We start from the raw sequence: 26,651 nt of genomic DNA, 5'->3' as shown, positions 1-26,651 counted from the left end.
CGTGAGCTGGTTTAACCATGATTAGCGCGCTGGTGTTCCGGCCGGCGGGCAAGAAAAAAGCCGTTCCCGACATTTCGGAAACGGCTTTTCAACTCATTTTCAAGTACGGCCGCAGCCCGGCGCGAGGGATATCTCACACCAGGCCGGGCGCTTATTCCACCACCACGCGGCGCGTGGCCGTGGCCTGGCCAGCCACCTGCACCGTAAGCAGGTAAGTGCCGGCCGCCAGCCCGACGGTGGGCAGCGCGGTGCTGCTACCGCCAAAGGTTTGCGTGGCAATTTCCTGGCCCAGCAGCGTGCGCAGCGTGAGCTTGGCCGAGGTGGCCGGGGCGTCGAGCGCCACGTGCAACGCCGCTTTGCCGGTGGCCGGGTTGGGCCACACGCTGAACGGCGAAGCCAGCGCGGCGGCCGTCGCCGTCACGCTGCCCGGGCGGCCCAGCAGCAGTTCGAAGCGGCCATTGAGCACCCCGGCCTGCGCGGCGCTGAAGGCGTAGCTCGTCACCTGGCGCAGGTCGGTGCGGGTGTTCAGCTGGTGGTCGAGCAGCAGCACGGCGGTGCCGGCGTCGAAGTGGGCCAGGGCCGTCACATCGAAGCGGTAGCTGCCGGCGGCGGGCACCTGCAGCGTCAGCGGCAGGCGGGTTTCGACGGTGGCGGACGTCAGCGGCAGGCCGTTGATGGCCAAGGCTTCGGTGGTGCCGGCCGGGCGCGTGGCCACGCTCAAGCCGCTGGGATTGCTGATTTTGGCGGCGTCGAAATCCTTATCGAGGCCGGTGGCGGTGGCGCCGCTTTCCAGATACACCACGGTTTCGTCGCTGCCATTCACGGCGGTGCCGCCCAGGGCCAGGCGCAGCATCGGGCGCGTATCGGCCGTGCGGTAGAAGGCCGGGTTGGCGTAGCTGGTCAGGCGGTAGGCATTCTGGAAACTGAAGCCTGCCGGCAGGTTTTGTGAGGTGCGCACGAAGAAGCCCTGCATGGCCGACATGATGCCGGTGAAGCCGCCCGTGCCCGCGTTGTTCACGTAGGAGCGGTAGAAACCACCGTATTGGCTGCTGGGCTCGAAGATGTACACGGCGGCATCCATGCCGGTGGGCACGGCGCTGGCGGCCGTCACCAGGTTCCAGTCGAGGGGCGCCGGGTAGGGGTTGCCGAGCAGCTGCCAGCCCGAGTTGGCGGTGGCGCCGGTGGTCAGCGCGCCGGTGTTAACGGGGCCGCTGTTGAGGCTGCCGCTCAGGTCTACCAGTTGCGGAGCGAGGTTGACGGTGTAGCCTTTGCCGGGCGTCAGCACCTCGCTGGTGGCGCTGGGCGAGTGCCAGCCGATATCGAAGCCCGGGTAGGTGGCCGTCAGGCGGCTTTCCTGGTAATCGAACACGTTGGGGAACTGCGCCAGCGGCAGCGAGGGCGTGGGCAGGGCGTTGTAAGCCGGGTTCACGAAGGGCACGAAGGTATTCGTGCCCAGCTCACTCAACGGCGTGGCCGTCATCGGCGAGCTGTAGTGGCGGTAGCCCGGGCCGCTGTAGCTGGTGCTGGGCGTGGCCGAGCGCTGCATGATGGCCACCCCGCTGCCATTGTTCTGCACCACGCCGTTGGTGTTCACCACCATGGCCGTGCCGCTGGCGTCGGAGAGCAGCGTGAGGTTGCTGCTGCCGAGGCGCAGGTTGCCGTTGGTTAGGGTCAGCATCCGCTCGATGCTGGTGCTTTGCGTCAGGGTCGCGCCGGTGGCATTGTTCACCGTGAGGTTGAGCACGCTGACGGGCAGGCCGGTACCGGTTACCTGGGCGGCGGTGCCGTTGTATTCGTAGCTGGCATCGTCGCTGAACAAGCGGGTGCCCGTTACCTGCACGGCGCCGGTGGCGCCGCTGGCGCTGATGCCGGCGGTATTGCACACGCGCAGCGTCGAGCCGGCGGCAGCCGTGAAGCTGCCGGTGCCGCTCAGCACGTTGCAGTTGTCGTTGAGGGCGGCGCCGCTCTGCACGGTCACGGCGCCGCTCACGGCCACGGCCCCGGTGAGGGTGGCGTTGCCGGTGGGGCCGGTCACGGTGATGCTGCTGTAGCTACCGGCTGGGATGTCGGCCGTGGTGCTTACCACTAGGTCGGCGTTGATATCAACAATATACTCCTCCGTTTCGCCGTACCAGTCGGTGGCGCAGGGGTTGGTCGAAGTGTTATCGTTGTGCCAGCGCACGCGCAGGTGGGTGGGCCCCAGCAGCGCCGTGCCGGGCACCGTGAACTGGCGGGTGAACGTTTCCTGCCGCGGGTAGCCGGTGGTGGCCGACGGGCCGGTGCCCACCACGTAATATTCCGGCACGCCGTCGAAGGCCCCGTTGTGGTTGTAGTCAATCCAGAACAGCGCCTGCGAGTTCTGCCGGTTGTTCTGGGCGCTTACCGAGATGGTGTACGTGCCCCCGCGGCTCAGCGAGGTGGTCTGGGTGGCCGTGGGGCTCACGGTGTAGTCGCTGTAGCCCACGGGCGTGGTAGCCGGGTTCGTGCTGCTGTTGTTGATGGTACCCAGCGTCACGTTGGTCAGGTATTCGCCGCTGCCGATGTTCGACTGCGCCGGCGGCTTGCAGTAGCAAATCATGAAGTTGCTGACGACGCTTACTTCGTTGGAAGTTGAAGTCAGGCCGCCGTTGGCGCAGGTTATTACAAAGCGGTAGTCAGTAGTTGTGGCCTGGCTGGTCACGGCGTACGTGAGGGCCGTAGCGCCGCTGATGTTGGCAAAGGCATTGGTGCCCGTGCGGCTCTGCCACTGGAAGCTCAGCCCGGTAATGTTACCGGCGTAGCTGGCCGTGAGGGTAAACGGGCTGGTGGTGCAGACGGTGCTTGCGCTGGCCGCAGCCGTGGCCGTGGGCGGCGTGCCCGCGCAGGGCGTGGGCGCCACAATGGTCACCGTGTAATCCTCGGTTTCGCCGTCGAACTGCGCCGAGCAGGCGTCGCCGTCCCCAAAGTCGCCGTAGCCCGCAATGCCCGCCTTGGTCCGCACCCGCATGCGGGTGGGGCCGGCCAGGGCTCCGGCCGGAATTACTATAGTAGCCGTGCGCAGGCCCGTCGTGCTGTTGAGACTATTGGCCACATACTCCGAGTTCTCGAAGGTGCCGTTCTGGTTGAAGTCAATCCACACCGCGTAGCGGTAGCCGGAGCCGGGGTTGGCAATGGTTAGCGTCAGGGTGGCGCTGGTGCCGGCGTTGAGGTTAGTCGTGGCCGTGCCCACTGGGTACACCACGTAGCCCGGGGCGGCCGTGCAGCCCGAGGTGTTGTTGAGCGTGCCGATGCTCACGTTGGAAATCGAGCCGTAGTTGGTGCAGCCGCTGGTGTGCGAAACGGCGCAGTAGCACTGGTCGAATGCATTCTGCCCCACGGCCACGATGTTGGACGTGACGGGCGTGCCGCCGAACTGGCAGCTCACCACGAGCTGGTAATCGGTGGCGGTGGCCTGGTTGTTCACCGTGTAGGTTTGGGTGGTGGCGCCGCTGATGTTGGTGAACGTGCCGGCACCGGCCGGGCTGCTCTGCCACTGAAAGGTGTAGCCGCCGATGGTGGTCGGAATGCTGCTGGTGGACAGCGTAAACGACGAGTTGGCGCAGGCATTGGCCGTGCTCGCCGCTGCCACCACACTGCTGGGCGGCGCCGTGCAGGTAGCCGGGGCCGCAATGGTGATGAGGTAGTCCTCGGTTTCGCCGTACCACACGCAGCCGTTGACGCAGCCCGCGGCCGTGTTCGTGACGCAGGCCTCGCCAGCGCCAATAGTGCCATTGCGCCAGCGCACCCGCACGCGGGTCGGGCCGGTCAGGGCCGAGTTGGGCACCGTCAGCGTGGTGGCCAGGGTTTCGTCGCGGCTCGGCAAGTTGGCCCCGCCGAGGGAGATGTATTCGGTAGTCTCGAAGGTGCCGCTGTGGTTGTAGTCAATCCACATGCCGCCCTGCGCGCCGTTGCTGTTCACGCGCGCCGTGATGCTGACCCCGTTGAGGTAGGTGGCGCCCTGGTTGAGGGTGGTCGTCAGCGCGGCATTGCCGGTGAAGTCGCCGTAGCCGTTGGTCGAGTTGGCGCCGGTGGTGTTGGTGAAGCCCGAGGTGCCGGGGAAGGTCACGCCCTTGATGTATTCACCGGTGCCGGTGCTTATTACGTTGCAGTAGCAGTTCAGGTAGTTGCGGGCCACAGTTACCGCGCTGGAGGTCGTCGATTCGGCGCTGGCCGTACAGGTCACAATCAGCCGGTAGTCGGTCGAGGCCGCGAGGCTGCTCACCGCGTAGCTGGCATCGGCCTGCGCGCTGCCCAGGTTGGTGAAGGTATTGGCGCCGGCCGGGCTGCTCTGCCACTGGTAGCTCAGGCCGGTGGTGCCGGCTACTACGCCGGTGGCGTTCAGCGTGAAGCCCACGCCGCCGCATACGCCGGTGGTGGAAGCCGTAGCGGTGGTGGCCGGCGGCGTGCCCGCACAGGCCGTGCCCACGGCCACGGTCACCACGTAGTCCAGGGTTTCGCCATACACCGTTGTGGAGCAGGCATTGGCGGCGTTGTTTAGTACCGTAGCGGTATTTTGCTCGGTGCGAATGCGCAGCTTGGTGCTGCCCAGCGCCGCGCTCGTGGTAAGCCCGGCCGGAATAGTCAGCGTCACGTTGCCGGCGGCCGACGCCGTGGCCGACGTGATGTACTCACTGGCTTCAAACGTGCCGTTCTGGTTGGCATCCAGCCAGGCCGCTACCCGCGAGGCGTTCGATACGGTCACCGTCAGGGGGTAGGCCGTGCCCTGCGTGATGGTGCCGGTGGCCGTGGTGGCAGGCACCATGCCAAACGAGTTGTACGGCGCAGTCGGGCAGGTAATGCCAGTGTGCGTCAAGCCACTGCCATTGCCGATGCTCACTGCCGTGACGGTACCGTAGGTCGCGCAGCCACTGTTGTTGCTGGCCTGGGGCGGGTTGCAATAGCAGTTGATGAAGTCGGTCTGGCCCACGGTCAGCTCGCCCGAAGTGGCACTGGCGCCACTGGCGCAGGTCACCACGCAGCGGTACTTGGTGGCGGCCGTCTGGTTGGTGAGGGTGCAGGAAGCGCTGGTGGAATTCGTCGTCACGGGTTCGCCGGGGCTGGCCGTGGTGGGGATATTGGCCCACGAGCCGCCGCTCACTTTCTGGTATTGCCACTGGTAGGTGTAGCCCAGCTGCACCGGCACGCCGGTCAGCACCAGGTTGAGGCTGGTGGCGGCGCAGGCCGTGGCCGAGTTGGCCGTCACGCTCAGGCTGCCGCTGCTCAGGGCGCAGGTGCTGGGGTTGCCGGGGTTTACGCTGGCGGCCAGCAAGGTCACAATACTGTTGCTCAGGCCGGTCACCGTCACGCCCGTGACGGTTTTGCTGTATTCGCCAGGGCTCAGCGCCAGCCGAAACTCGAACAGGTTGGGCGTGTTGACGGCGGCCCCGGTCGAGGTGTTGATATAGCTCTGAATGATATTGGTGGTGTTGGCGGTGCCACCCACCGTGGTGTAGCCCTGCACGCGGGCATTGGGGCTGTAGCCGATGTAGGTCGGGGCCGCGATGCCTGTCGTCGCAAACCAGTTATAAAACGTCGGCGAAAAAGAGTGCGAAGAGCCGTCCGAGAAATTGACGACCATGGTGCCCGCCCCCGCCGAGCCGGACGTGATGACCGTATTGGCCAGCACGTACACCTCGGTGGCCGAGGTGGGCGTGGCAAACGTCAGGGTGCCGGTGGCGGCGCCCCGTATCTGGAGCGCGTTCACACCCGTGTAGGGCCGCAGCTGGTACGTTAGGCCGGGCACGCTCAAGCTCGGGATGGTGCCGTTCAGCGGCAGGCCCTGCGTCACGGTGGTGGGTGTGGTCGTCTGCGACTTGGTGTAGTTGGACGCCACCAGGAAATACCCGGCCCCGTCGATGTCGACGGCCGAGTTGTTGGGCGAGGCCTGGCTGGTGCCGTTAGCTACCACATCCTGGCCCGTGGCGCTGGTGGCCGTGGGGGTGGTGGCGGCCGGCAGCGTCAGCGGCACCGGCGTGTAGGCGCCGCTGGCCGCGCTCACGGCCATCACCTGGATAATGCCGGCGGCTACCAGCTTTTCGGCCAGGATGCTCGTTACTGCGCTGCCGCCGGCGGCCGCCGGGTCGATGGGCAGCACCAGCTGAAACAGCTTCGGGTTGCTGCTCACCACGTCGAAGCTGTTGCCGGTGTTGACGCGGGTATTCAGCGTGTAAGCTGTCGTGGTATGGTAAGATGGCACGTTGACCGAATACCAGTCGGGTACAATCCGCGCGAACACCTGCGAGCTACCGTTGGCAAAATTCACCGTGAGGCGCAGGTTGTTAGCCGGGGCATTGCCTACTCCCCCGCCCGTTGCCAGCACGTACAAGGTGTTGGCGGCGGTGGGCGTGGCCAGTGTGAGCGTGCCCGAGGTAGTGCCCGTGAGGCGCAACGCATTATTGCCGCCGTAACCCGCCAGGTTAAACCGCACGTTGGGCGTGCCGGTGCTCAAAAAGCCCTGTCCGAACGGTAGCCCCATCGTGGGGTGAAAAAAGCCGGGGGCGCCGCTCGTCGTGTAATCCACCGACGGGAAGTAGTTGCCCCCGCCATCGGCATCGCTGGCCGAGGCGCTGGCGGCCGTCTGCCCGGTGCCATTGGCTACAATGTCAGCGTTGAAGCCCGTCAGGGCCAGCGGCTGCGGCACTACTTGCGCCAGCGAAGTATAGCCCGTGCCCAGGGCCAGGGCCAGGGCCAGCAGCATCCGCCGGAGTGCAGTAAGAAGTTTGGTCATTGGTAAGGTGTGTGTAAGAGGTGTAATCTGTCAAAGGTCCAAATGTCGTTGAAATTCTGCGATTTTTCAACTCTTCCGAAAACCTCTTGAAAATTATCCGTTACTCCCACCTTTTTTACACCGCGCTGCATTTTTAGCCACGCTAAACAAGGATTTAGCCGCAAATGTTATTCGGCCTTCCTCCACCTCACCCTGCACTAACCCACTGAATAAAACTTCTCATCCTATTGCCTGGTTTCCCGGCAAAATCCCAAATCTTTCTACCATATTCTGCTATTCTGACAGAATAGGGCCTCATTATTTAAAACCTGCATTTACCCCCCTCCGGCTACCCCACGCGGCGCGCCCAAGGCTCTACGGCAGCTGCAGCAGCTCCACCCCCAGTATCCGGTCGCCGATTTCGAGCCGGTGCACCACGTCCAGCCCTTTCACCACCTGCGCAAAAATGGTGTAGCGCCCATCCAAATGCGGCGTAGGGCCGTGGGTGATGAAGAACTGACAGCTCTCGGTATCCTTGCCCGCCGAGGCCAGCCCCAGGCTGCCCTCCTGGTAGCGCAGCTCGCCAAACTCGGAGCGCAGCGTGTAGGGCGCGCTGCCGCTGCCGTCGCCGCGCGGGTCGCCGCCCTGGGCCACGAAGTTGGGCACCACGCGGTGGAAGTACAGGCTGTCGTAAAAATGCTGACGCGCCAGGCTCACGAAATTCGCCACCGAGCCGGGCGCCTCGTTCACCTTCAATTCCAGCACGATGTCACCCTGCGTGGTGCGCAGCCGCACCGGCTGGTTCTGCGGAATCTGCTGCACCAGCGCCCAGTCGATGGGGTGCTGCTGCGCCGTGCCGAGGGGCGCGGGCATGGGCTTGGCGGCCTTTTCCAGCCGGTCGAGGGCCGTTTGCAGGCCCTGCCAGGCTTCGATGTCGCGGGGTAGCTGCAGCTTGGCTTGGGCGTCGTGCAGGGCAGCCAGGTCTTCGGCTTTCGCTTCGGGGTAAAGCTTGGCATCGGCCAGCGCCTCGGCGGCGAGGCCGATTTGGTTGACGTCGCCGCTGGCCAGGGCGCCGCGCATGGCCGTGGCAAAGTCACCCGCCAGCGCTGCCGGAAAATCCGCCTGCCGACGGAGCGCCACTTGCGCCGTCAGGGCGTAGCCGGCCACCACCGGCGACTGCCCAGCTTGGGTGCGCTCCTGCTCCAGAAAAGAGAAGGTGGCCGCCGTCGGCACTTCGGCCAGCGCCAGCAGCAGGGCGCCGCGCTCATACACCGCTCTGGCGGGCAGCGCCGCGTAGCGCGTTTGCACCGAGGCGGCCAAGCTGGGCCGACTGGCCGGGCTGGCCGTTTTGAGCGCAGCCGCCAGCAGCGTGGCCCGCACCCGCCAGAATTTCAGGCGCTGGGCCTGTTGCGCTAAGTCGGCGCCGGTTTCGCCTCTGGCATGGGCCAGCAGCCACTCGGCCGCCGTCAGGGCCACTGGCTCGCGGCTGTCATCGAGGGCGCCGAAGACGGCGGGCCGGCTGGTGGCATAGTGCCGCCCCACCCAGGACAGGGCCCGCAGGGCCGTCACCCGCACGCGGTAGTCGGCATCCTTGGTAGCCAGGCGCAGCAGCGTGGCAATGGCTTTCAGCTGAGTTTCGTCCTTGAAATCGGGCACGGTCAGGCCGCCGCCCAGCGGCGGCGCGTCCACCACTTTGCCTAGCGCCGCCGCCGCCGCCGCGCGCACCGCGTAGTATTTTTCCTTGGCCACGAGGCGCAGCAAAGCCGCCCCTGCCAGCCGGCTCAGGTCCATATTCAGGGCTTTGGGCGTGCGGGCCAGCGCCACCACAGCGGCCAGCCGCGCCCGGTCGGGCAACGGCTTTTCGGCATTCAGCAGCAGCACCGCGCGCCGGATGCTTTCGGCCGAAGCCAGGCCGCGAATGGCAGCGCGCTGCAGGCCCCAGGCCTGGGCGGCGGCGCGGGCGGTGTCGGTCAGCACTTCCACGCGCCAGAGCTCGGGCAGCGTGCGGCGCGTGACGCAGCGGCCCAGCGCCTCCTGCACGTAGCGGCGCACTTGGCCGTCGGGCTCCAGCACCACGCGCACCCGCAGCGAGTCGACGGCAGTGCTGTCGCCGGTCTGGCCCAGGGCGTAGGCGGCGGCGCGGCGCACGCTGGCGTCGGCATCGCGCAGCAGCGGCAGCAGGAAGGGCGAAGTCACTTTTTCCTGCACCGAGGCGAAGGCCAGCGCGGCCTCGCGGCGGTAAATGGGATTGGGGTTGTTCAGGAAAGGCAGCAGGGCCGTGGCGTTGCGCTCGTCCTGCGCCGTGCCGATTTGGCGCAGCGTGGCATCGGCGTATTTATTGATGGCGGGGCGGCTGGCGTGGGGCGTGCGGGCGCAGGCGGCCAGCAGCAAAACAGCAAGGATAAGGAGGCGAGAGGGCATAGGGAGTTCTACGAGCCGGAAGGTGAATGCGGCTGCAACATACTCGGTGTTGGGTATTGGGTGTTTGGTTTTAGGTATTCGGATAACATTTACCCAACACCCAACACCCAACACCCAACACCCAACACCCAACACCCAACACCCAACACCCAACACCCAACACCCAACACCAAACACCAAACACCAAACACCAAACACCAAACACCAAACACCAAACACCAAACACCAAACACCAAACACCAAACACCCAACCTACTCCTTTTCTACCCTTCCCAATTCCTTTTCCAACTTCCCAAACAGCACCTCATTGCCCTGCTGCTCATACTCCTTCAGCGCCGCGTCAAACCCCGCCAGCTCGCCCAAAAACGCCCGCAGATTCTCCGCCGTGATGGCTTCAAAATGCCGCCCGTAACCCATTTTCTCAATCTCGGCCGCATTGAGCCACTGCTCAAACTGCCCCGGAATGGGCACCGCGCACACCGGCTTGTGCAAGTACACGGCCTCCGAAATCAGCGAAAAGCCGCCGTTCGTCACGATGGCGCGGGCGCTGGCCAAATCGGCAATAAACCCGGCCTCGCTGAAGGCGCGCAGCTGCACGTTGCCGTGGTCTTCCTCGCGGTTGAAGCCGTAGACGCGAAATTCCTGCTCAGGCAGCTGCTGCAGAATTTCCACCAGGTTTTGCTGGTTGGTCGAAGTCTGGTACACCAGCACGTGACTACCGGCGCTGGGCTGGGCCGCCAGGATTTCGGGCCGGATGATGGGCGGCACCAGCGTGGTGCGCTTCTTCCGAACAGGCACCGGGAAGAAACTGGTAATGAAATAGTGACGGCTGCGCGGCAGCTTCAGCTTCACAATGTTTTTGGCCAGCCGGAAATTGCTCTGCTCGTCTTCCGGAATGGGCACGTTCAGCGCGGTGCGGTTGAGCACCTGCATGTTGTCGATGCTGATGACGGGCAGGCCGTGCACCTTGGCAAAGAGGTAGGTGAAAGACTCAAAGTCGGAAATCACCACCTCGGGCTCGAAGCTGCGCAGCAGCTCGCGGTACTGAGCGAAGTTTACCTTCAGGTCTTCGGGCGCGTTGCGCAAGGTCAGCTTGGTGGTGCGGCTCTTGCTTACCGTCAGTCCCTTATAGGCGATGTGGAAGCCGTGGATTTCGTGCACCCGGCCCGGAAAGGCGGCCGCCAGCATAGTGTAGGCGCGGCTGCTGCTCACCACGTACACATCGTGGCCCTGGGCCAGTAAGTGTTCGATTACCACCTTGCTGCGCGTGGCGTGGCCCATGCCCTCGCCCGGCACGCCGTAGAGAATGTTCATTTTTTCGTTGTCAGTTATTCGTTTTTCAGTTGCCCGGCAAGGTAGCAGTGAAAGGCTATTACGCCGCTTCACCCTTCCCAACAGCCAGCAGCAACCAACTGACAACCATCTTATTTTAAAACCCGCGCCTCGATGAAGCAGCCCACCGGCTCCGTTTTGGGCACTGCCACCGGCCGGCCCGCCACCACGGCCGCCAGCGCATCGGCCAGCTCGTGGTGCGTCACTACGGTGCGGCGCTGGCCCAGGCCCGCGTACGAATCATCGAGCCGGCCCTGATAGAGTACCCGGCGCCCATCGGCCGCCACCACCACCGCCTCGGGCGTGACGGTGGCGTGCCAGCGCCGCGTGAGCTGCTGCCCGGGGTCGGCCTGCAAAGTGAAGGGAACCTGATAGGTTTTGGCAAATTTGCCGATGGCCACCGGGCTGATATCGGCGGCCGGAAACACGCCCACAAACTTCACGCCCCGCGCCGCATACTGCTCGTGCAGCTGGCGCAGCGGCAGCGTCACGGCCTAGCTGATGGGGCAGGTATCGGCCAAAAATACGTACACCGTGGCTTTGGGCGCGGCGGCCGGCTGCCAGTTCCAGAAACTCAGTAAAAGCAGGATAAAACGCAGCATGTTCAAGGAAAAAAGTCAGCGGCAACCGGCAAGTTCGCCGTACTGATGCGGGCCGGGGCTGCGGGGTTTCCAGCAAGCTCGGAAGGTCCGCAAATTAGGCTGCTCCGGCGCATTCCTGCTGGTCAGACACCGCCCCGCTGCCACGGGTTCCGGCTATTTCGGCCCGATTTTCGTTTTCTGGCCTGCACAGCCGATTTTTAGTTTCGTATGATTTCGCCCCGCTTCGCCGTCTTTCGCTTTGCTTTTCTGCCCGCCACCGGCCTGTTGCTGCTGGCAAGCTGCGCCGCGCCCCGCGCCATCACCACCAGCGGCAAAGTAACGCCGCTGCACGAGTTTCGGGCCGGCTACAACCAAGGCTACAATATTGCCACCGCCCCGCTGGCCAAGGCCGGCACCGCCCTGAAAGACGCCGCCCAGGCCGCCGCCAGCTCCTCCTCGGCCGGCGACTCGGTGCGCTACGACAGCAGTATCAAGAACCTGCAGGCCGCCGCCCTGGCCTACCTGCTCGACCCCGTGCAGGCCAATGCCGACTTTTTCGTCCGCTACGGCGCCCTGCCCCGCCTCGACGTGGGCTACAAATACGCCTTCGGTTCGCACGTTTTCGATGCGCAGTACCAGCTGCTCGGCCCCACCGGTACGCCCGAAAACCCCGGGCGCGGCGCCGCCACCGGCACCACCTACGCCAGCGTGGGCCTGCAGTTTGCCACCCAGCGGGCCAAGCTGCCTGGCTTCGGCTTTCTCGACAACATCAACTCGGTACTCAACTTCTCGGCCAGCCGCAACGACCTCATTATTCCACTCACCGTCAGCCATTCCTTCGGGGCCGAGGAAGAGGCCGGCGCCTTCAGCTACGGCCTGGTGTACGCCCACAGCTGGGTGCGCTACGGCTTCGCCCCGGGCAATATTTACAACGACAACGGCGAGCTGCTGCCCGCCCTGCCCAACCAGCGCCGCAACTATTCCTCCTTCGGCGGCTTCGTGAACCTGAAGCTGGGCTACCGCTACGTGTACTTTGTGCCCGCCCTCTCCATTTTCTATCAGAACTACGGCGACTACGCCCTGCTCAATGGCCAGAGCACTTCGCTGAGCGGGCTCACGGTGGTGCCCTCACTGGGCGTGCAGTTCCGCCTGCCGGCGCAGTGGTAGTACGATAAGCATAGAACGTCAGCAGAACGTCATCCTGAGGCGTAGCCGAAAGGACCTCGCCCGCTTCATTGTGATGGTAATTTCTTCTCGACTGAACGATTGGAGTTGCTACCACAACGAAGCGGGCGAGGTCCTTTCGCTGCGCTCAGGATGACGTTCTACTGACGTTCTGATTTCAATACTTTCTGGTATCTTCACTCTTTCCCCCACTCATCCGCTATTCTACTAACCCCCTTATGGAAGCTCCCAACCCCTACTTCATGCGCGAAGCTATTCGCCTCTCCATCGAGCAGATGCGTGCCGGTTCCGGCGGGCCTTTCGGCGCGGTGGTGGTGAAAGACGGGCAGATTATTGCCCGCGGCTTCAACCAGGTGACCAGCACCCACGACCCTACCTGCCACGCCGAGGTCGATGCCATTCGCAAGGCCTGCGCCGCGCTGGGCACCTTCCAGCTCGACGGCTGCGACATCTACACCAGCTGCGAGCCCTGCCCGATGTGCCTGGGCGCCATCTACTGGGCCCGCCCGCGCCGGGTGTTCTACGGCAACACCAAGGCCGACGCGGCCGCCATCGGCTTCGACGACCAGTTTATCTACGAAGAGCTGGACCAGCCAATGGAAAAACGCCAGCTGCCCATGACGCAGCTGCTGCGCGACGAGGCGCTGGCCGGCTTCCGGGCCTGGACGGAACTGGAAGGCAAAACCGAGTATTAGAACGTGTCATGCTGAGCATTCTGCTCAGCATGACACGTTCTATTTAATATAGTACCAACCATGATATCCTTTTACCTCAACAACGAGCTCATTCAGACCGCTGCCGCGCCCGGCAGCGCCCTGCTCGATTTCGTGCGCTACGACCAGCACCTTACCGGCACTAAAATCGGCTGCCGCGAGGGCGACTGCGGGGCCTGCACCGTGCTGGTGGGCGAGCTGGCCGCCGATGGCCAGACGGTAAATTACCAGAGCATGACCAGCTGCTGCACCCCGCTCGGCAATGCCCAGGGCAAGCACGTCGTGACGGTGGAAGGCATCAACCAGGCCAGCGGGCAGCTCACGCCGGTGCAGCAGGCCATTGTGGCCGAGGGCGGCTCGCAGTGCGGCTTCTGCACGGTGGGCTTCGTGATGGCCCTTACCGGCCACAGCCTGGGCCAGCAGCCCGCCACGCCGCACAACACCCGCGCCGCCATGGACGGCAACATCTGCCGCTGCACCGGCTACAAAAGCCTGGAGCGCGCCGCCGAAGCCCTCGGCCAGCAGCTAGCCGGGCGCCCCGCCACCAACGCTCTGGCCTGGCTCAGCAAGCAGCAGTTTGTACCCGAGTATTTTCAGAAAATGCCCGCCCAGCTGGCTGTCCTGCAAGCCGAAATTTCTCCCCTCCCACCCTCTTCCCCTCCCACCCTGCTAGGAGGAGGCACCGACCTGCTGGTGCAGCGCTTGGCCGAGGTGCGGGCGCAGCCCGTGCAACTGGTATTTGACCAGCGCAGCCGGCGCGGCATCCGGCAGGAAGCGGGCGGGCGCGTGGTGCTGGGCGCGGCCACCACGGCCACGCATTTGCTCGAATCGGAGCTGCTGCGCGGACTGCTGCCGGGCTGGGAAGACTTCCTGAAGCTGGTATCGAGCACGCCCATCCGCAACATGGGCACCGTGGCGGGCAACTTCGTCAATGCCTCGCCCATCGGCGACCTCACCATTATGTTTCTGGCCCTGGGCGCCGAGCTGACGCTGACCGATGCGGCCGGCGCCGCGCGCCGCCTGCCGCTGCATGATTTTTACACTGGCTACAAGCAGCTGGCCAAAGCCCCCGGCGAGCAGCTCACCGAAATCAGCTTCCCGGCCCCCTTGCCCGGCGAGGTTTTTCACTTCGAAAAAGTGTCCAAGCGCCAGTACCTCGACATTGCCAGCGTGAACTCGGCGGCTTGGCTTCGGGTCGAAAACGGCATTATCCAAGAAGCCCGCGTTTCGGCCGGCGGCGTGGGGCCGGTGCCGCTGCTGCTGCGCCGCACCAGCGCGTTTCTGGCGGGCCGCGAGGTGTCGGCCGACACGCTGGGGGGGGCCAATGAAGTGATGCAAAGTGAAATCAGCCCGATTGCCGACGTACGCGGCTCGGCAGAGTATAAGCGCCTGCTGCTGCGGCAGCTGCTGACGGCCCACTTGCTGCAGGCGGGGCTGGAAATTGAATTAGTTTAACTTTATACGCCGCCTTCCGCGTCAACCTCACCCCCCGGCCCCCTCTCCAAAAAAGAGGGGGGGCCTGACGATTTTACACCGCGCAGGACCGGTGCCCCCTCTTTTATTGGAGAGGGGGTCAGGGGGTGAGGTTGACGCAGGAGGCGGTCCAATACCATGAACCACCTCGACCCCCAGCGCCACGTGCGCGGCGAATCGCAGTACCTCGACGATGTGCCCGTGCAGCAGGGTACGCTCTACGCGGCCGTGTTTGAGAGCCCGCTGGCCCACGGCGTGCTCCACGGGCTCGACGTAACCGCCGCCCTGGCGGCGCCCGGCGTGGTGCGCGTGCTCACGGCCGCCGACATTCCCGGCACCAACCAAATCGGTGGCATCGTGCCCGACGAGCCGCTGCTGGCCGAGGGCCACGTCCATTTCCGGGGCCAGCCGGTGGCCTTGATTCTGGCCCGCAGTGAGGCCCAGGCGCTGGCGGCGCGGGCGCTGATTACCGCCGACATTACGCCGCTGCCCATCATCACTGACCCGCGCCAGGCGGCGGCGCTGGGCGAGCTGATTGTGCCGCCGCGCACCTTTAAGCTGGGTGACTCGGCGGCCGCGTTTGCCACCTGCGCCCACGTCTTTGAGGGCGTGGCCGAGAGCGGCGGGCAGGAGCACTTGTACATCGAAACGCAGGGCGCCTACGCTTTCCCGACCGAGATGGGCGGGGTGCGGATGATTTCCTCCACGCAGGGTCCCACGGCTGTGCAGCGCCACACGGCCGTGGTGCTGGGCCTGGGCATGCACCAGGTGGAGGTAGACGTGACCCGCCTCGGGGGAGGCTTCGGGGGCAAGGAAGACCAGGCCACGCCTTGGGGCGCGCTGGCCGCGCTGGGGGCCTTCGTGACGCGCAAGCCGGTGAAGCTGGTGCTCGACCGCCACGCCGACATGCGCATGACCGGCAAGCGCCACCCCTACTCGTCCGACTTCAAAATCGGCCTCGACGCCGACCTGAAAATCGTGGCCTACGAGGCCACCTTTTACCAAAACGCGGGCGCCGCCGCCGACCTGTCGCCGGCCGTGATGGAGCGCACGCTCTTCCACGCTACCAACGCCTATTTCATTCCCAACGTGACGGCCACGGCCTTCAGCTGCCGCACTAATTTGCCGCCCAATACGGCCTTCCGGGGCTTCGGCGGGCCGCAGGGAATGTTTGTGATTGAAGCGGCTATTGCGAAGGCGGCGGAGGAATTGGGCGTGCCGGCCGCCGACATCCAGCGGCGCAACCTGCTGCGCGAGGGCGACCAGTTCTCCTACCGCCAGCGCACCGAAGGCTGCCACGCCGAGCAGGCCTGGGACACGGCCGCCACGCTCTATGATTTGGCCGGTTTGCGGGCCGAGGTGGACGCTTTTAACAAAGCCAATAAGTTAAAGAAAAAAGGCCTGGCCGTGATGCCGATTTGCTTCGGCATCAGCTTCACCAAGACGCCCATGAACCAGACCCGGGCGCTGGTGCACATCTACTCCGACGGCTCGGTGGGCATCAGCACGGGGGCGGTGGAAATGGGCCAGGGCGTGAATACCAAAATTGCGCAGGTGGCCGCCCGCACGCTGGGCATTTCGATTAACCGTATCAAAATCGAAACTACCAACACCACCCGGGTAGCCAACACCTCCCCCAGCGCCGCCAGCGCCACCGCCGACCTCAACGGCAAGGCCACCGAAATGGCCTGCGCCGCCCTGCGCGAGCGGCTGCTGCGCCACGCCAGCACCGCCTACACGCTCAACTACGAGGGCCTCGAAATCCGCGACGAGCAGGTGCTGGCTGCCGGCATTCCGGCCGATACGAACTGGGAAAAGCTGGTGTCGTCGGCCTTCTGGCAGCGCGTGGCCCTCACCGAAAACGCCCACTACGCCACCCCCGGCCTGCACTTCGACCCCGTCGTGAACCAGGGCCAGCCCTTCGCCTACCACGTGTATGGCACGGCCCTCACCACCGTCACCGTCGACTGCCTGCGCGGCACCTACACCGTGGATGCCCTGCGCATTGCCCACGATTTCGGCCAGAGCTTCAACGAGGTTATCGACCGGGGCCAGATTGAGGGCGGCGCCGTGCAGGGCATCGGCTGGATGACGCTGGAGGAAGTGGCCTACAGCGCCGAGGGCCGCCTGCTCAGCAACTCGCTCAACTCCTACAAAATCCCCGACCTCTACGCCGCCCCGGCCGTGCTCGACGTGCATTTTCTCGACACGCCCGGCCACCCCAACGCCGTGTTGCGCTCCAAGGCCGTGGGCGAGCCGCCGCTGATGTACGGCATCGGCGCCTACTTCGCCCTGCGCGACGCGGTGCGGGCTTTCCGGCCCGGCACGGCGCTGCCCTTCGTGGCCCCGATGACGCCCGAGCGGGTGCTGCTGGGGCTGTACCCGGAGTTTGTGATGGCTAGTAAAATTTTAGCTGACTAGCTTTTGCTTATGAAATGCATTCCAATAGCCGAAGCAATTGGTACGGAAAAGCTCCGGCAGTTTATAGTGCTGGCGCGGCGTTACTGTGCGCTTATCGAAGCGCCGCAGCCAGTGGCTCCCGAAGCTTTTTTGCCGGAGATGCAGCAGGTGCTGGCTGTCCTGTATGCGGCCGCGCTACGGCTGGACTGGATTGACTTACAAAGCAACGTCGACTACGAGGTAGCGAAAATTGACCTCCAGGCTATTCTGGTTATTGTAGCTGAGAAAGTAGGCGACAATAGGTACTATTGGAACGTATTCGACCCAACCGACATGACGGACGAACCGCCCGTTTGCTATGACTTGCTGGACGACTTGGGCGACATCTACAAAGACTTGCAATACTCCTTAAGGGTTTTCGATTTGCAAACTGCCGATAGCCAGGAAAATGCTGTCTGGGGCTTCAACCATGATTTCTCGGCTCACTGGGGCCAGCATTGTATCAATGCGATGAGAGCCTTGCATTTCTTCGTTCAGAAGCTGGAAAAGAACTAATGTCCTAACGCCAAAAGGGATAGGCACAGCCGATGCACTTGTTGCTCTCAGGGGCCTGCCACGCCCATGCGGCTACCCGCTCCCAGCGCGGCCAGCCCCGAAAGTGGCCCGCAGGTTCAAAAATACCGTCATAATACAATAGTTTTCCGACTCAATCCCTTCAAACGGGTATCGAAAGGGTTCAGACGGGTATCGAAAGCCTGCAATCGAGGTTCGCAAGGGTTCGGATGATGACCGCAAGGGTTCGGTGATGGGTCGATAGGGTATGTCTGGGGGTCGGCAGGGTACAGGGCGGAGTCGTTGGCCTACGGACGACAGTCGGCAGACTACGGAGGAGTAGCCCGGCTTACGATGGTGAGAAAAACGGGCCTGCCGCACCAAAAAACAGGCTTGGATAAGCTGTTTTGAATGAGCAACATTTTTTTTTTGCAGCATACCGCTCCAACAGGCTTGCCATTTAAATTATTTGCCATACTTTTAGCGCCATCAAGCCGTTGAGGGGGTGCGAACTACGCTGTCAGCTCACCGGCCGGACTGCCTATTTTCTCACCTTACTCTCTTTTCTGATGAAAAACAAAGAACCCGTCCGCAACGGCACCTTCTCCGATGCCGACCTGGCCGCCGACTGCGACCTGCGCGCCGACCATCTCGAAGCCTACCTCGACGCCCTCGAAGGCGAAGGCATGACGGCCGATATGATTAAGCAGTTTCGGGCTGACACGCTGGCCTTCCGGCAGTTGCCGACCGAAGTTAACCTCTCGGGCCTGGTATCGGCAGCCGTGGACAAGCGCGACGCGGCCCTCGAAGCCGCCCGCACCGGCCTGCGCCGCGCCGCCAAGCCCCTGAGCCGGGCCTTCGGCGACGAATCTGCCGAGTACCGGGGCCTGCAGGTGGGCGAGGTGTCGCGCAAGACCGTGACCCAGGTGCTCAACCTATTGCTGACCGTGCCCGGCGCCGGTGCCCCCTACGTCGATGATGCCCAGGCCAAAGCCGAAGGGTTCAGCAAGGAGCGGCTCACCGCCCTGCAGCCCCTCTACGACGACCTGTTTAAGAAGGAAGCGGCCGTGACGGCCGCCGAAACCGCTGCCCTGAAAGGCACACGCACCCGCGTGCTGGCCTACAACGCCCTGAACACGACCTGCAGCAGCTACTGCGCCCGCGGCTACGACCACTTCGTGGAGCAGGATGAAACCCTGACCAGCCTCTTTGTGCGGCACCCCGCCAGCCAGGCCCCGAAGGACGACGACGAGACGCCGCCCAGCGCCTAGCCCCACCGATGATTACGGAAAAGCCCTTGCCCGCACAGTTGCGGACAAGGGCTTTTTTAATGGTTGAATAATCCGGGGCCTTGCCTGGTTCAGACCGCTAATAAGCCGCGAAGCGGCGGCACGTTGGTAGTAAATCATGTTTTGGTGAACAGAGCCGCGAAGCGGCGGCACCCGGCGTAGGGCCTTGGTGCCGCCGCTTCGCGGCTCCTTCCCCATTGCACCTGTTCAAACTACCAACGTGCCGCCGCTTCGCGGCTTATTAATGGCACCGCCTTAGCGCCCGCGCCGCCCTTCGAGGATGCGGTAGAAGGAGCGGGTATTGATTTCGTCGCGGGTGAGGCCGGTGGCTTCGATTTCTTCCTCCGATATAGCGCCGCAGTTCAGCGCCTTGAGGAAGAAATTGAGCAGGCCCTGGCCGGTGGCGGCGTCGTCGAAGATGTCGCCGGTGAGGGTGCTGATGGCGGCCCGCTCCACGAAGGTGCGCAGGCGGTGCACGGCCTCGTCGTAGGAGCTCAGGAAGAAGGCGTAGGTGGCGGCGTAGCGCATCGGCAGCTGGGCGGGGTTGAGGTCCCAGCCCTGGTAGAGGCCGTTAATGAGCGAGTGCGTGGTGTGGTGGAAGGCCTGCCGCCAGGCGTTGTGCACCGATTCCTGGTTCTCGCGCAGCTGGGCAAACGTGAGGTTGTCGCCCCGGTGCGGGCCGATGGGCATCACGTTGGTGGCGCCGTCGCTCAGGAAAATGCCGGTGCCGCCCAGCGCCACCTTGGTCATGTGGTGGGCGAAGTCGCACACCGGGTGGGCCATGGTCTGGTAGCGCGCCGTGATGCCGCAGGAGGCCGTGTAATCGTAGGTGCCGAAGTGGGCCGCCACGCAGCGCCCCTCGCTGGCCCGGATGATGCGCATGAGCGGGTTGCGCCCCTCATCGTCCATGATGATTTGCGTGGCTTCGACCATCGTTTCCATCCGCAGCGTGCCGGGCGCGAGGCCATTGGCCTTCTCCAGCAGCTCAAACAGGCGCACCATCGTCGTCATCTGCTCGGGGATGGTCACCTTGGGCAGCATCACCACGAAGTTGGCGGGCAGTTTGCCGCCGGTTTCGCCCAGCAGCGTGCTTAGGAAGATGTCGAGCGTGCGCACGCCGCGCTGCTTGAGGTCTTCGGTAAACGGCTTGATGCGAATGCCGATGAAGGGCGACAGGGTGCCCTGCTGCATGCCCTTGGCCACTTCCTTGGCGGCGCGCACGGCGGTTTCGTCCTCCTCGGCATCGGGCCGGTTGCCGAAGCCATCCTCGAAGTCGACGCGGAAATCCTCGACGGGCTCACGCTGCAGCTTCTGCACGATTTTATTGTAGACGGAGTAAGCCAGCCAGGCGGTTTCGCCCTTGCGCTCGGCCGGGCTCAGGGCATCGAGCCTGGCGGTGAGGGCCTCAATGTCGGCGATGCTGGTGGGCAGGTGCTCGTGGCCTTCGAGGCGCAGCACGCGGGCCAGCTCCACGAAGTTGGGGGCGTAGGTGCGCAGGTTGTTGAGGGCAATGTCGCCCATCTTCACGCAGGTATCGGCCTTGAAGAGGTTCGCGCCGCCGTACACGGTGTGCACGGGCTGGCGGTCGGGCTTGTCGCCGGGGTAAGTTTGCTGAAAGCGCAGGTTGGCCTGGCCGAGCTGGTCGAGTAGGCGGGCGGTTTCGGTGGAAGGGAGGCTGAGGGTCATGTGGGAGTTTTGGAAATTAGAATGGGATGTGGTAGTACGAATTCCCCGCAGGGGTTCGTACTACCACTTTGTCGTTCGCGCAGTTACAACAACGTCAGAGTGGTAGTACGAACCCCTGCGGGGAATTGGCTTCGCCGAACTTCGTTTCGTACTACCACTTCACGAGCCCCGGTACGTCGAATACCCGAACGGATTCAGCAGCAGCGGCACGTGGTAGTGCTCGGCGGCCGTCACCGCAAAGCAGATTTCCACCACCGGGTAAAATGCTTTCACGCTCTGCCGCTCGAAGTACTCCTGCACCACGAAGGCCAGCTTGTAGATGCCTACCGCGAGCTGCGTAGTGGGCGGCAGCAGGTCGCTGATGCGGCCGTCGGCGTTGGTCACGCCGCTGGCGAGGTCCTGCCAGCCGGTGTCGGTGGCTTGCAGCAGCAGCACCTGCACGCCCGCGGCGGGGCGGCCCAGGCTGGTGTCGAGAATATGGGTGGTAATCTGGCTCATGGGGCAAGTAGTTTTTCCAGCCGTAGCCGGGTGATTTTATCCTGCTCGGTGGCAGCTTCGCGAATTTCGTCTTCGGACTTGTTCAGCAGCCGGGCCTGCAGCAGGGCCAGCATCTCCTCGGCCGTTTTGCCGGTGGCAAAGACGATGAAGATGTAGCCAAACTTCTGCTCGTACTCCGTGTTGCCGGCGGCCAGGGCCTGCAGGGTTTCCTCCGAAGCGGCCTGCACGCCGCTTTGCTCGCCGGCGGCCCACTGGGCGGTGCTGGCAAATTTCCGGCGCAGCGATTCCACGTCCTGCCCGATTTTGGGGTGGTGCCGGAAGGCCTCGCGCCAGTCGTCTTCCGGCAGGGCAAACCACACGGTTTTGGCGTCGTCCATCAGCGTATCGGCGTCGGGCACGGGAAATTTGGCGAGCATTCCCTGCACCCAGGCTTCGGCGCCGCAGCACTGGCGCAGGGCCTCGGCGAGCTGGGGGGTGGGGAGGGCGTTGAGTTGTTCTAGGGTCATGGTTTCGTTCACCCCACCCCCCGGCCCCCTCCCCTTCGGGAGAGGGGGAGCCGGTCGTGTGCGGTCAAGTTTATTCTGTTTATCGTCAGGCTCCCCCTCTCCCGAAGGGGAGGGGGCCGGGGGGTGGGGTTACACCGTCGTAAAAAACCGGTTCACGTTCTTGTAATAAATGTACACCGAGGGCTCCTTGCCCAGCGAGGCCGCCCACTGCTGGCAGTACGGCGCCATCCAGATAGAGTCGCCGGCCTGCACCGGGTACCACTGGTTATCGAGCATATAAATGGCCTGGCCCTGCAGGTACAGCAGCCCGTGCTCCATAATGTGGGTTTCGACCATCGGCAGGCTACCGCCGCGGTCGTAGGTGAAGATGTTCACGGCCATGTCGAAGCCCAGCTCGTTCGGCAGCAGCTCCTGGATGCGCAGGGCCTCGTCGTTCATGTACACGGGGGCTTTGCGGTCGTCCTTTTCGCCCCACACCACGCCCGGTGCGGCGTGGCCCGCCAGCGGCTCATACACTTTGTGGAAGGTGAGAAGCTGGGTGCCCGCCTCGGGCTGGCTGAACTTATAGTCCTCGCCGCCGACGGGCACGTACACGAACTGGCCGGTTTCCAGCGTTTTTTCCTCGCCGCCTACTTTGGCCTGCACGCGGCCCTTCACCACGTAGAAGAAAATCTGCCCGGCCTCGGTGCGGCCCGTGAGCTGCCCAGCCGCGGTGAGGGTGACGAGGGTTTGGGCCAGGCGGGCGCCCATCTGCTCGTTGATGATGACGTTGGTGGTGCAGCCGGTCCAGCCGGGCACGTTGCTGTTGATGTAGCCATCGGGGGCAATGATGGCGTGGTTGGCCCGCACAACGGAGCGGGTAGCGGAAGGGAGAAGCATAGGGTGGGTGGGGGTAATAGAATTATGGAGAAAGAACGTCATCCTGAGCCGCGCAGCGGCGAAAGGACCTCACTCGCTTCGTTAAACGGAATCGTGCAAACGGTCAGAATTTAGTGTCGCAACCGGCGCGGGCGAGGTCCTTTCGCCTCCGCTGCGCTGCGGCTCAGGATGACGTGCTTTTATCTTTACAATGAAAACAGAAACCGTTCGCTGACGGCAATAGCCGCCGCAATATCGGCCACTTCCGCGTTTTCCAGCGGATTGTGGCTGATGCCCTTGTAGCAGCGCACGAACAGCATCGTAGCCGGCGCCACCGCCGAAATGGGCACCGCATCGTGCCCCGCGCCGCTCACTAGCGCCACCACCTCGTGCCCGGCCCCGGTAATGGCCTGGTGCAGGTGCTGGTTCAGGCCCGCATCGCAGGTAACGGGCGCGGTGTGCTGCACCAGGTTCCAGGTGAGGCCAATCGTGCGTCGTTCGGCAATGGCGGCGGCCGTTTCCCGCAGCGCTTCATAAGCCGCCGCGAGGCGCGCCGCGTCAGCACTGCGCAGGTCGAGGCTGCACGTCACCTCGCCGGGGATGACGTTGCTGGCCGCGTGCGTCACCTGCAACTTGCCTACCGTCGCCACAATGGTTTCGTGGTGCTCACGCCCAAACTGCTCCACGGTCAGCACAAACTCGGCGGCGGCGGCCAGGGCATCCTGGCGCATGGTCATGGGCACGGTGCCGGCGTGGCCGGCCATGCCGCGCCAAGCTAACTCCACGCGCTGCTGGCCGGCAATGGCCGTCACCAGTGCCACCGGCTGGCCGCTTTCCCACAGCACCGGGCCCTGCTCGATGTGGGCTTCGAAGTAGCCCAGCCACTCCTCGGCGGGCAGGGCATCGGCGGCCAGTTGGGCAGGGTTGCCGCCCGCCTCGGCAATGGCCTGCGCCAGCGGGATGCCGGCGGCGTCGGTGCGGCTCAGCCAACTGGTATCGAAGGAGCCGGCCAGCACCTTGCTGCCCAGGTAAGTGGTGTGGAAGCGCACGCCTTCCTCGTCGCTGAAGGCAATGAGCTCGACGTGAAACGGCAGCGCCGCCGGCTGCCGGACGAGGTTTTCCAGCACGTCCAACCCCAGCAGCACCCCCAGCGGCCCGTCGAATTTACCGGCATTCACCACCGTATCGATGTGCGAGGCGATGACGAAGGTTTTGGCGCCGGGCTGGGTGCTGGGCCAGCGCCCGCGCAGGTTACCGATGCTGTCGATGCGCGTCGTTAGGCCCGCGTCGTTCATCCAGCTTTGCACGAGGTCGCGCCCCGCCACGAAGGCCGGGGTGCCAAAGGTGCGCGTCACGCCATCGGCGTCTTCGCTGATGGCGGCCAGCTCGTTGATACGCTGCAGGACCTGGGTGGCGCGGGAAAGGTATGGGGTCATGAGTGGCTGGCGCGGGGTTTGGTGTCTGGTTTTTGGTATTTGGGTGTTGGGTATTTGGTTTTCGGTGTTTGGTATTGGGAAGATTTAAAGCCCAACACCTAATACCAAACACCCAGCACCTTTTCTATAGCAATTCACCCTGGTTTAATTGTCGAAACTCCGGCCGCCGGTACGTTTCCTGCCCGCGCAGAAAGGTCTGCTCCACCACGCCGCGCAGGGTCTGCCCGAGATAGGGCGACACCTTATGGCGGTGGTGCAAATCGGCTTCCTGCACCACGAACTCCTGTTCGGCATCCAGCACCAGCAAATCGGCATCGTAGCCGGGGGCAATCTGGCCTTTTCGGCCTTCAAAGCCGATAAGTTTGGCTGGGTTCGCGCTCAGCCAGCGGGCCAGGTCGGGCAGCGTGGCGCCGCGCCGGTGGGCGGCCGTCCACAGCACCGGCAGGGCCAGCTGCAGCGAGGCGATGCCGCCCCAGGCCGTGGCAAAGTCGCCGCTGGCGAGCTGCTTGAGGTCGGGCGGCGCGGGCGAGTGGTCGGTGGCCACGAAGTCGATGAGGCCGCTTTCCAGCGCCTGCCAGAGCTGCTCGTTATTCGCCCGCTCGCGGATGGGCGGCGCACACTTGAACTGCGTTTGGCCCTCGCCTATTTCCTCGGCGTTGAAAAACAGGTAGTGCTGTCCGGTTTCCACCGTCAGCGGCAGGCCCCGGGCCCGGGCAGCGGCGATGGGCGCAATGGAATTGGCCGACGATAGGTGCACGATGTGCGTGCGGCAGCCAGTTTCGGCGCAGAGGCGAATCATGAGGGCAATAGCCTCGTCTTCCCAGCTTTTGGGGCGCGAAGCCAGGTAATTCGGGTACTGGCGCGAATCGCAGCGGGCGGCCCAGTCGTCGTCCTGGCTCAGTTCGCAGTGCACCAGCAGCGGCAGGCCGTGGCGGGCCAGCAGCGGCATCACCTGGCGCAGGTCGGCCTCGGTGGCGTTGGGAAAATCGTCGATGCCGGAGTGCGTCAGGAAGGCTTTAAAGCCCAGCACGCCGGCCGCAATCAGGCCTTCCACCTCACCCGCGTTGCCGGGCACGATACCGCCCCAGAAGCCCACGTTGGTGTGCAATTGGCCGGCGGTGGCGGCGCGCTTTATTTCTAAACTGGCTACCGAGGTCGTCACCGGAGCCGAGTTCAGCGGCATGTCCACGAGCGTGGTGAGGCCGCCGGCCAGCGCGGCGCGGGTGCCCGTGTCGAAGCCCTCCCAGTGGGTGCGGCCGGGCTCGTTGAGGTGCACGTGCGGGTCGATAACGCCGGGCAGGATGGCGCGCGCGCCCACGTCCTGCCCCGGGCAGGCCAGCTCGGCTTCGTAGGGCAGCACTTCGGCAATGCGGCCATTATCAAGCAGCAAAGTGGCGGCGCGCACGCCATCGGGAAACACCACTTGGCGGCTGCGCAAAGCGAAAGCAGACATAAACGACGGGTTTTAGCGCTAACTTGGTGGCCTTTTTCCGCTCCAATTGGGGCGGCCGGCTTTTGGAAAAGATTGCAAAAGTCAGGAAACTCTTTGGTTCTTGCACGCTCCCACCCCGCCGCTTCCTATTTCAGCCATGCTTTCCTTTCTAATTCCCTGCCTGCTGCTGGTCGTTCTCGGGCTGCTCGTGGGCATCATTTACGCCCTGCAGCGCTTCGCCCGCAGCCGCCCGGGCGGCGCCCCGCTCGGCGACGGCAGCTTCACGGTGCAGGGTTTCAGCTACGTTCTCATCCTGCTCACGGTGTTCTACGTGCTGGGCGTGGGCTACGTGTACCTGCGCGGCACGCCCTGGGAAGGCCACCTCATGGAGTGGCTCAACATCGTGGTGCGCCTGATGCACATCACCTTCGGCATCGCCTGGATTGGTGCCTCGTTCTACTTCGTCTTCCTCGAAAACGCCCTCAACCGCACCGACAACGTGCGCGACGAGCTGGCCGGCAACCTCTGGGCCGTGCACGGCGGCGGCTTTTATTATTTGGAGAAGTATAAGCTGGCCCCCAAAGAGATACCCAAGAGCCTGCACTGGTTTAAGTACGAAGCCTACTTCACCTGGCTGTCGGGTTTCAGCCTGCTATTCGTGGTGTACTACTTCAACGCCAGCTCTATGCTTATCGACCCTAAGGTGCTGGCCATGGCGCCGCTCACGGGCGTGGGCATTGGCGTGGGCTCGTTTGTGGTGGCCTGGCTGGTGTACGATGCGCTGTGCAAGACTGAGTTTGCCCGCAAAGGGCTGTGGTTTGCGGCTTTCGGGCTGCTGGTAGCCACCGGCTTTGCGTATTTCTACTGCCAGGTATTCAGCGCCCGGGCGGCCTACATTCACTTCGGCGCCATGCTGGGTACGCTCATGGTGGGCAACGTATTCTTCACCATCATCCCGGCCCAGAAGGCCATGGTGAAGGCCGCCACCCTGGGCCAGCCGCTCGACCCGACGCTGGGCAAAAACGCCCTGCTGCGCTCGCTGCACAACAACTATTTCACGCTGCCGGTGCTGTTCGTGATGGTCAGCAACCACTTTCCCAGCACCTTCAGCCACAGTCAGCCCTGGTTGGTGCTGGCGGCCATCACGCTGGGCACGGCCGGCATGAAGCACTGGCTCAACCTGCGCGAAAAGCACCTGCCCAGCACCTGGGTACTGCCCGCCTCGGTGGGCTTGCTGCTGGCGGTGGCCTTCGTCACGGCTCCCAAAAACGACACTGCCGGCGCCCCGGCCTGCACCCAGCAAGTCAGCATGGCCCAGGTAAACCAAATCGTGCAGGCCCGCTGCGTGCGCTGCCACTCCGCCAAGCCCACCGACGACATATTCAAGACCGCGCCCAACGGCGTGGTCTACGACTCGCCCGATGACATCATTCGTCTCAAGGACAAAATCATGCAGCGCGTGGTGGTAACGAAAACGATGCCACAGAACAACAAAACCGAGATGACGCAGGAGGAGCGCGACATCCTTCGGTGCTGGATTGAGCAGGGCGCAAAAAATTAATAAT

17 protein-coding genes are annotated in these 26,651 nt (G+C 64.1%); 7 read left to right on the top strand and 10 right to left on the bottom strand.

Going from position 1 to position 26,651, the window contains the following annotated elements:
* Window positions 1-151 precede the first annotated feature (151 nt).
* The 4 genes from Q5H93_RS05210 to Q5H93_RS05195 all read right to left on the bottom strand — a co-directional run bounded on the left by Q5H93_RS05210 (window position 152) and on the right by Q5H93_RS05195 (window position 10,968).
* Window positions 152-6,745 (bottom strand): GEVED domain-containing protein, encoded by a 6,594-nt coding sequence (locus Q5H93_RS05210; protein WP_305005441.1) that lies wholly within the window; start codon window positions 6,743-6,745, stop codon window positions 152-154.
* A 354-nt stretch (window positions 6,746-7,099) separates the two neighbouring features.
* Entirely contained in the window at window positions 7,100-9,145 is a 2,046-nt protein-coding gene (locus Q5H93_RS05205) for a peptidylprolyl isomerase (protein ID WP_305005440.1), read from the bottom strand.
* A gap of 252 nt (window positions 9,146-9,397) precedes the next feature.
* Window positions 9,398-10,459 (bottom strand): MJ1255/VC2487 family glycosyltransferase, encoded by a 1,062-nt coding sequence (locus Q5H93_RS05200; RefSeq protein ID WP_305005439.1) that lies wholly within the window; start codon window positions 10,457-10,459, stop codon window positions 9,398-9,400.
* Between the two features lie 110 nt (window positions 10,460-10,569).
* Window positions 10,570-10,968: a redoxin family protein gene (locus tag Q5H93_RS05195; RefSeq protein ID WP_305005438.1), complete on the bottom strand. Its 399-nt coding sequence runs from the start codon at window positions 10,966-10,968 to the stop codon at window positions 10,570-10,572.
* A 318-nt stretch (window positions 10,969-11,286) separates the two neighbouring features.
* On the opposite strand from Q5H93_RS05195, the gene Q5H93_RS05190 reads away from it, so the two are divergent.
* The 6 genes from Q5H93_RS05190 to Q5H93_RS05165 all read left to right on the top strand — a co-directional run bounded on the left by Q5H93_RS05190 (window position 11,287) and on the right by Q5H93_RS05165 (window position 18,652).
* Window positions 11,287-12,225: a hypothetical protein gene (locus tag Q5H93_RS05190; protein WP_305005437.1), complete on the top strand. Its 939-nt coding sequence runs from the start codon at window positions 11,287-11,289 to the stop codon at window positions 12,223-12,225.
* A gap of 236 nt (window positions 12,226-12,461) precedes the next feature.
* Window positions 12,462-12,938, top strand: a complete 477-nt coding sequence (locus tag Q5H93_RS05185) for a nucleoside deaminase (protein WP_305005436.1) — start codon at window positions 12,462-12,464, stop codon at window positions 12,936-12,938.
* Window positions 12,939-12,998: 60 nt separating this feature from the next.
* Window positions 12,999-14,411, top strand: a complete 1,413-nt coding sequence (locus Q5H93_RS05180) for an FAD binding domain-containing protein (protein ID WP_305005435.1) — start codon at window positions 12,999-13,001, stop codon at window positions 14,409-14,411.
* Window positions 14,412-14,567: 156 nt separating this feature from the next.
* Window positions 14,568-16,850, top strand: a complete 2,283-nt coding sequence (locus Q5H93_RS05175) for a xanthine dehydrogenase molybdopterin binding subunit (protein ID WP_305005434.1) — start codon at window positions 14,568-14,570, stop codon at window positions 16,848-16,850.
* 9 nt (window positions 16,851-16,859) lie between these two features.
* On the top strand, window positions 16,860-17,384 hold the full coding sequence (locus Q5H93_RS05170; RefSeq protein WP_305005433.1) for a DUF5063 domain-containing protein: 525 nt from the start codon (window positions 16,860-16,862) through the stop codon (window positions 17,382-17,384).
* Between the two features lie 566 nt (window positions 17,385-17,950).
* Complete coding sequence (locus Q5H93_RS05165; protein ID WP_305005432.1) at window positions 17,951-18,652, top strand: hypothetical protein; 702 nt, start codon at window positions 17,951-17,953, stop codon at window positions 18,650-18,652.
* A gap of 273 nt (window positions 18,653-18,925) precedes the next feature.
* Here Q5H93_RS05165 and Q5H93_RS05160 read toward each other — a convergent pair whose 3' ends face one another.
* The 6 genes from Q5H93_RS05160 to allB all read right to left on the bottom strand — a co-directional run bounded on the left by Q5H93_RS05160 (window position 18,926) and on the right by allB (window position 25,107).
* On the bottom strand, window positions 18,926-20,356 hold the full coding sequence (locus Q5H93_RS05160; protein ID WP_305005431.1) for a DUF6986 family protein: 1,431 nt from the start codon (window positions 20,354-20,356) through the stop codon (window positions 18,926-18,928).
* A 159-nt stretch (window positions 20,357-20,515) separates the two neighbouring features.
* Window positions 20,516-20,854, bottom strand: coding sequence for a hydroxyisourate hydrolase (gene uraH / locus Q5H93_RS05155; RefSeq protein ID WP_305005430.1), 339 nt, complete (start codon window positions 20,852-20,854; stop codon window positions 20,516-20,518).
* Window positions 20,851-21,360, bottom strand: a complete 510-nt coding sequence (gene uraD / locus Q5H93_RS05150) for a 2-oxo-4-hydroxy-4-carboxy-5-ureidoimidazoline decarboxylase (RefSeq protein WP_305005429.1) — start codon at window positions 21,358-21,360, stop codon at window positions 20,851-20,853. Before uraD ends, uraH begins: the two co-directional genes overlap by 4 nt.
* Window positions 21,361-21,489: 129 nt before the next feature.
* The gene (gene allE, locus Q5H93_RS05145; protein WP_305005428.1) at window positions 21,490-22,239 is read right to left on the bottom strand and encodes a (S)-ureidoglycine aminohydrolase; all 750 of its coding nucleotides are present in this window, start codon (window positions 22,237-22,239) and stop codon (window positions 21,490-21,492) included.
* 185 nt (window positions 22,240-22,424) lie between these two features.
* Entirely contained in the window at window positions 22,425-23,654 is a 1,230-nt protein-coding gene (locus Q5H93_RS05140; protein WP_305005427.1) for an allantoate amidohydrolase, read from the bottom strand.
* A gap of 124 nt (window positions 23,655-23,778) precedes the next feature.
* Window positions 23,779-25,107 (bottom strand): allantoinase AllB, encoded by a 1,329-nt coding sequence (allB, locus tag Q5H93_RS05135; RefSeq protein ID WP_305005426.1) that lies wholly within the window; start codon window positions 25,105-25,107, stop codon window positions 23,779-23,781.
* Window positions 25,108-25,243: 136 nt separating this feature from the next.
* Here allB and Q5H93_RS05130 point away from each other — a divergent pair, with 136 nt between their 5' ends.
* Entirely contained in the window at window positions 25,244-26,647 is a 1,404-nt protein-coding gene (locus Q5H93_RS05130; protein WP_305005425.1) for a urate hydroxylase PuuD, read from the top strand.
* Window positions 26,648-26,651 lie beyond the last annotated feature (4 nt).

Origin of the sequence: Hymenobacter aranciens, assembly GCF_030580865.1 — a bacterium.
Lineage (GTDB): Bacteria > Bacteroidota > Bacteroidia > Cytophagales > Hymenobacteraceae > Hymenobacter > Hymenobacter aranciens.
The sequence above is the reverse complement of the archived record's forward strand: the minus strand, read 5'-3'. Positions and strand labels throughout refer to the sequence as shown.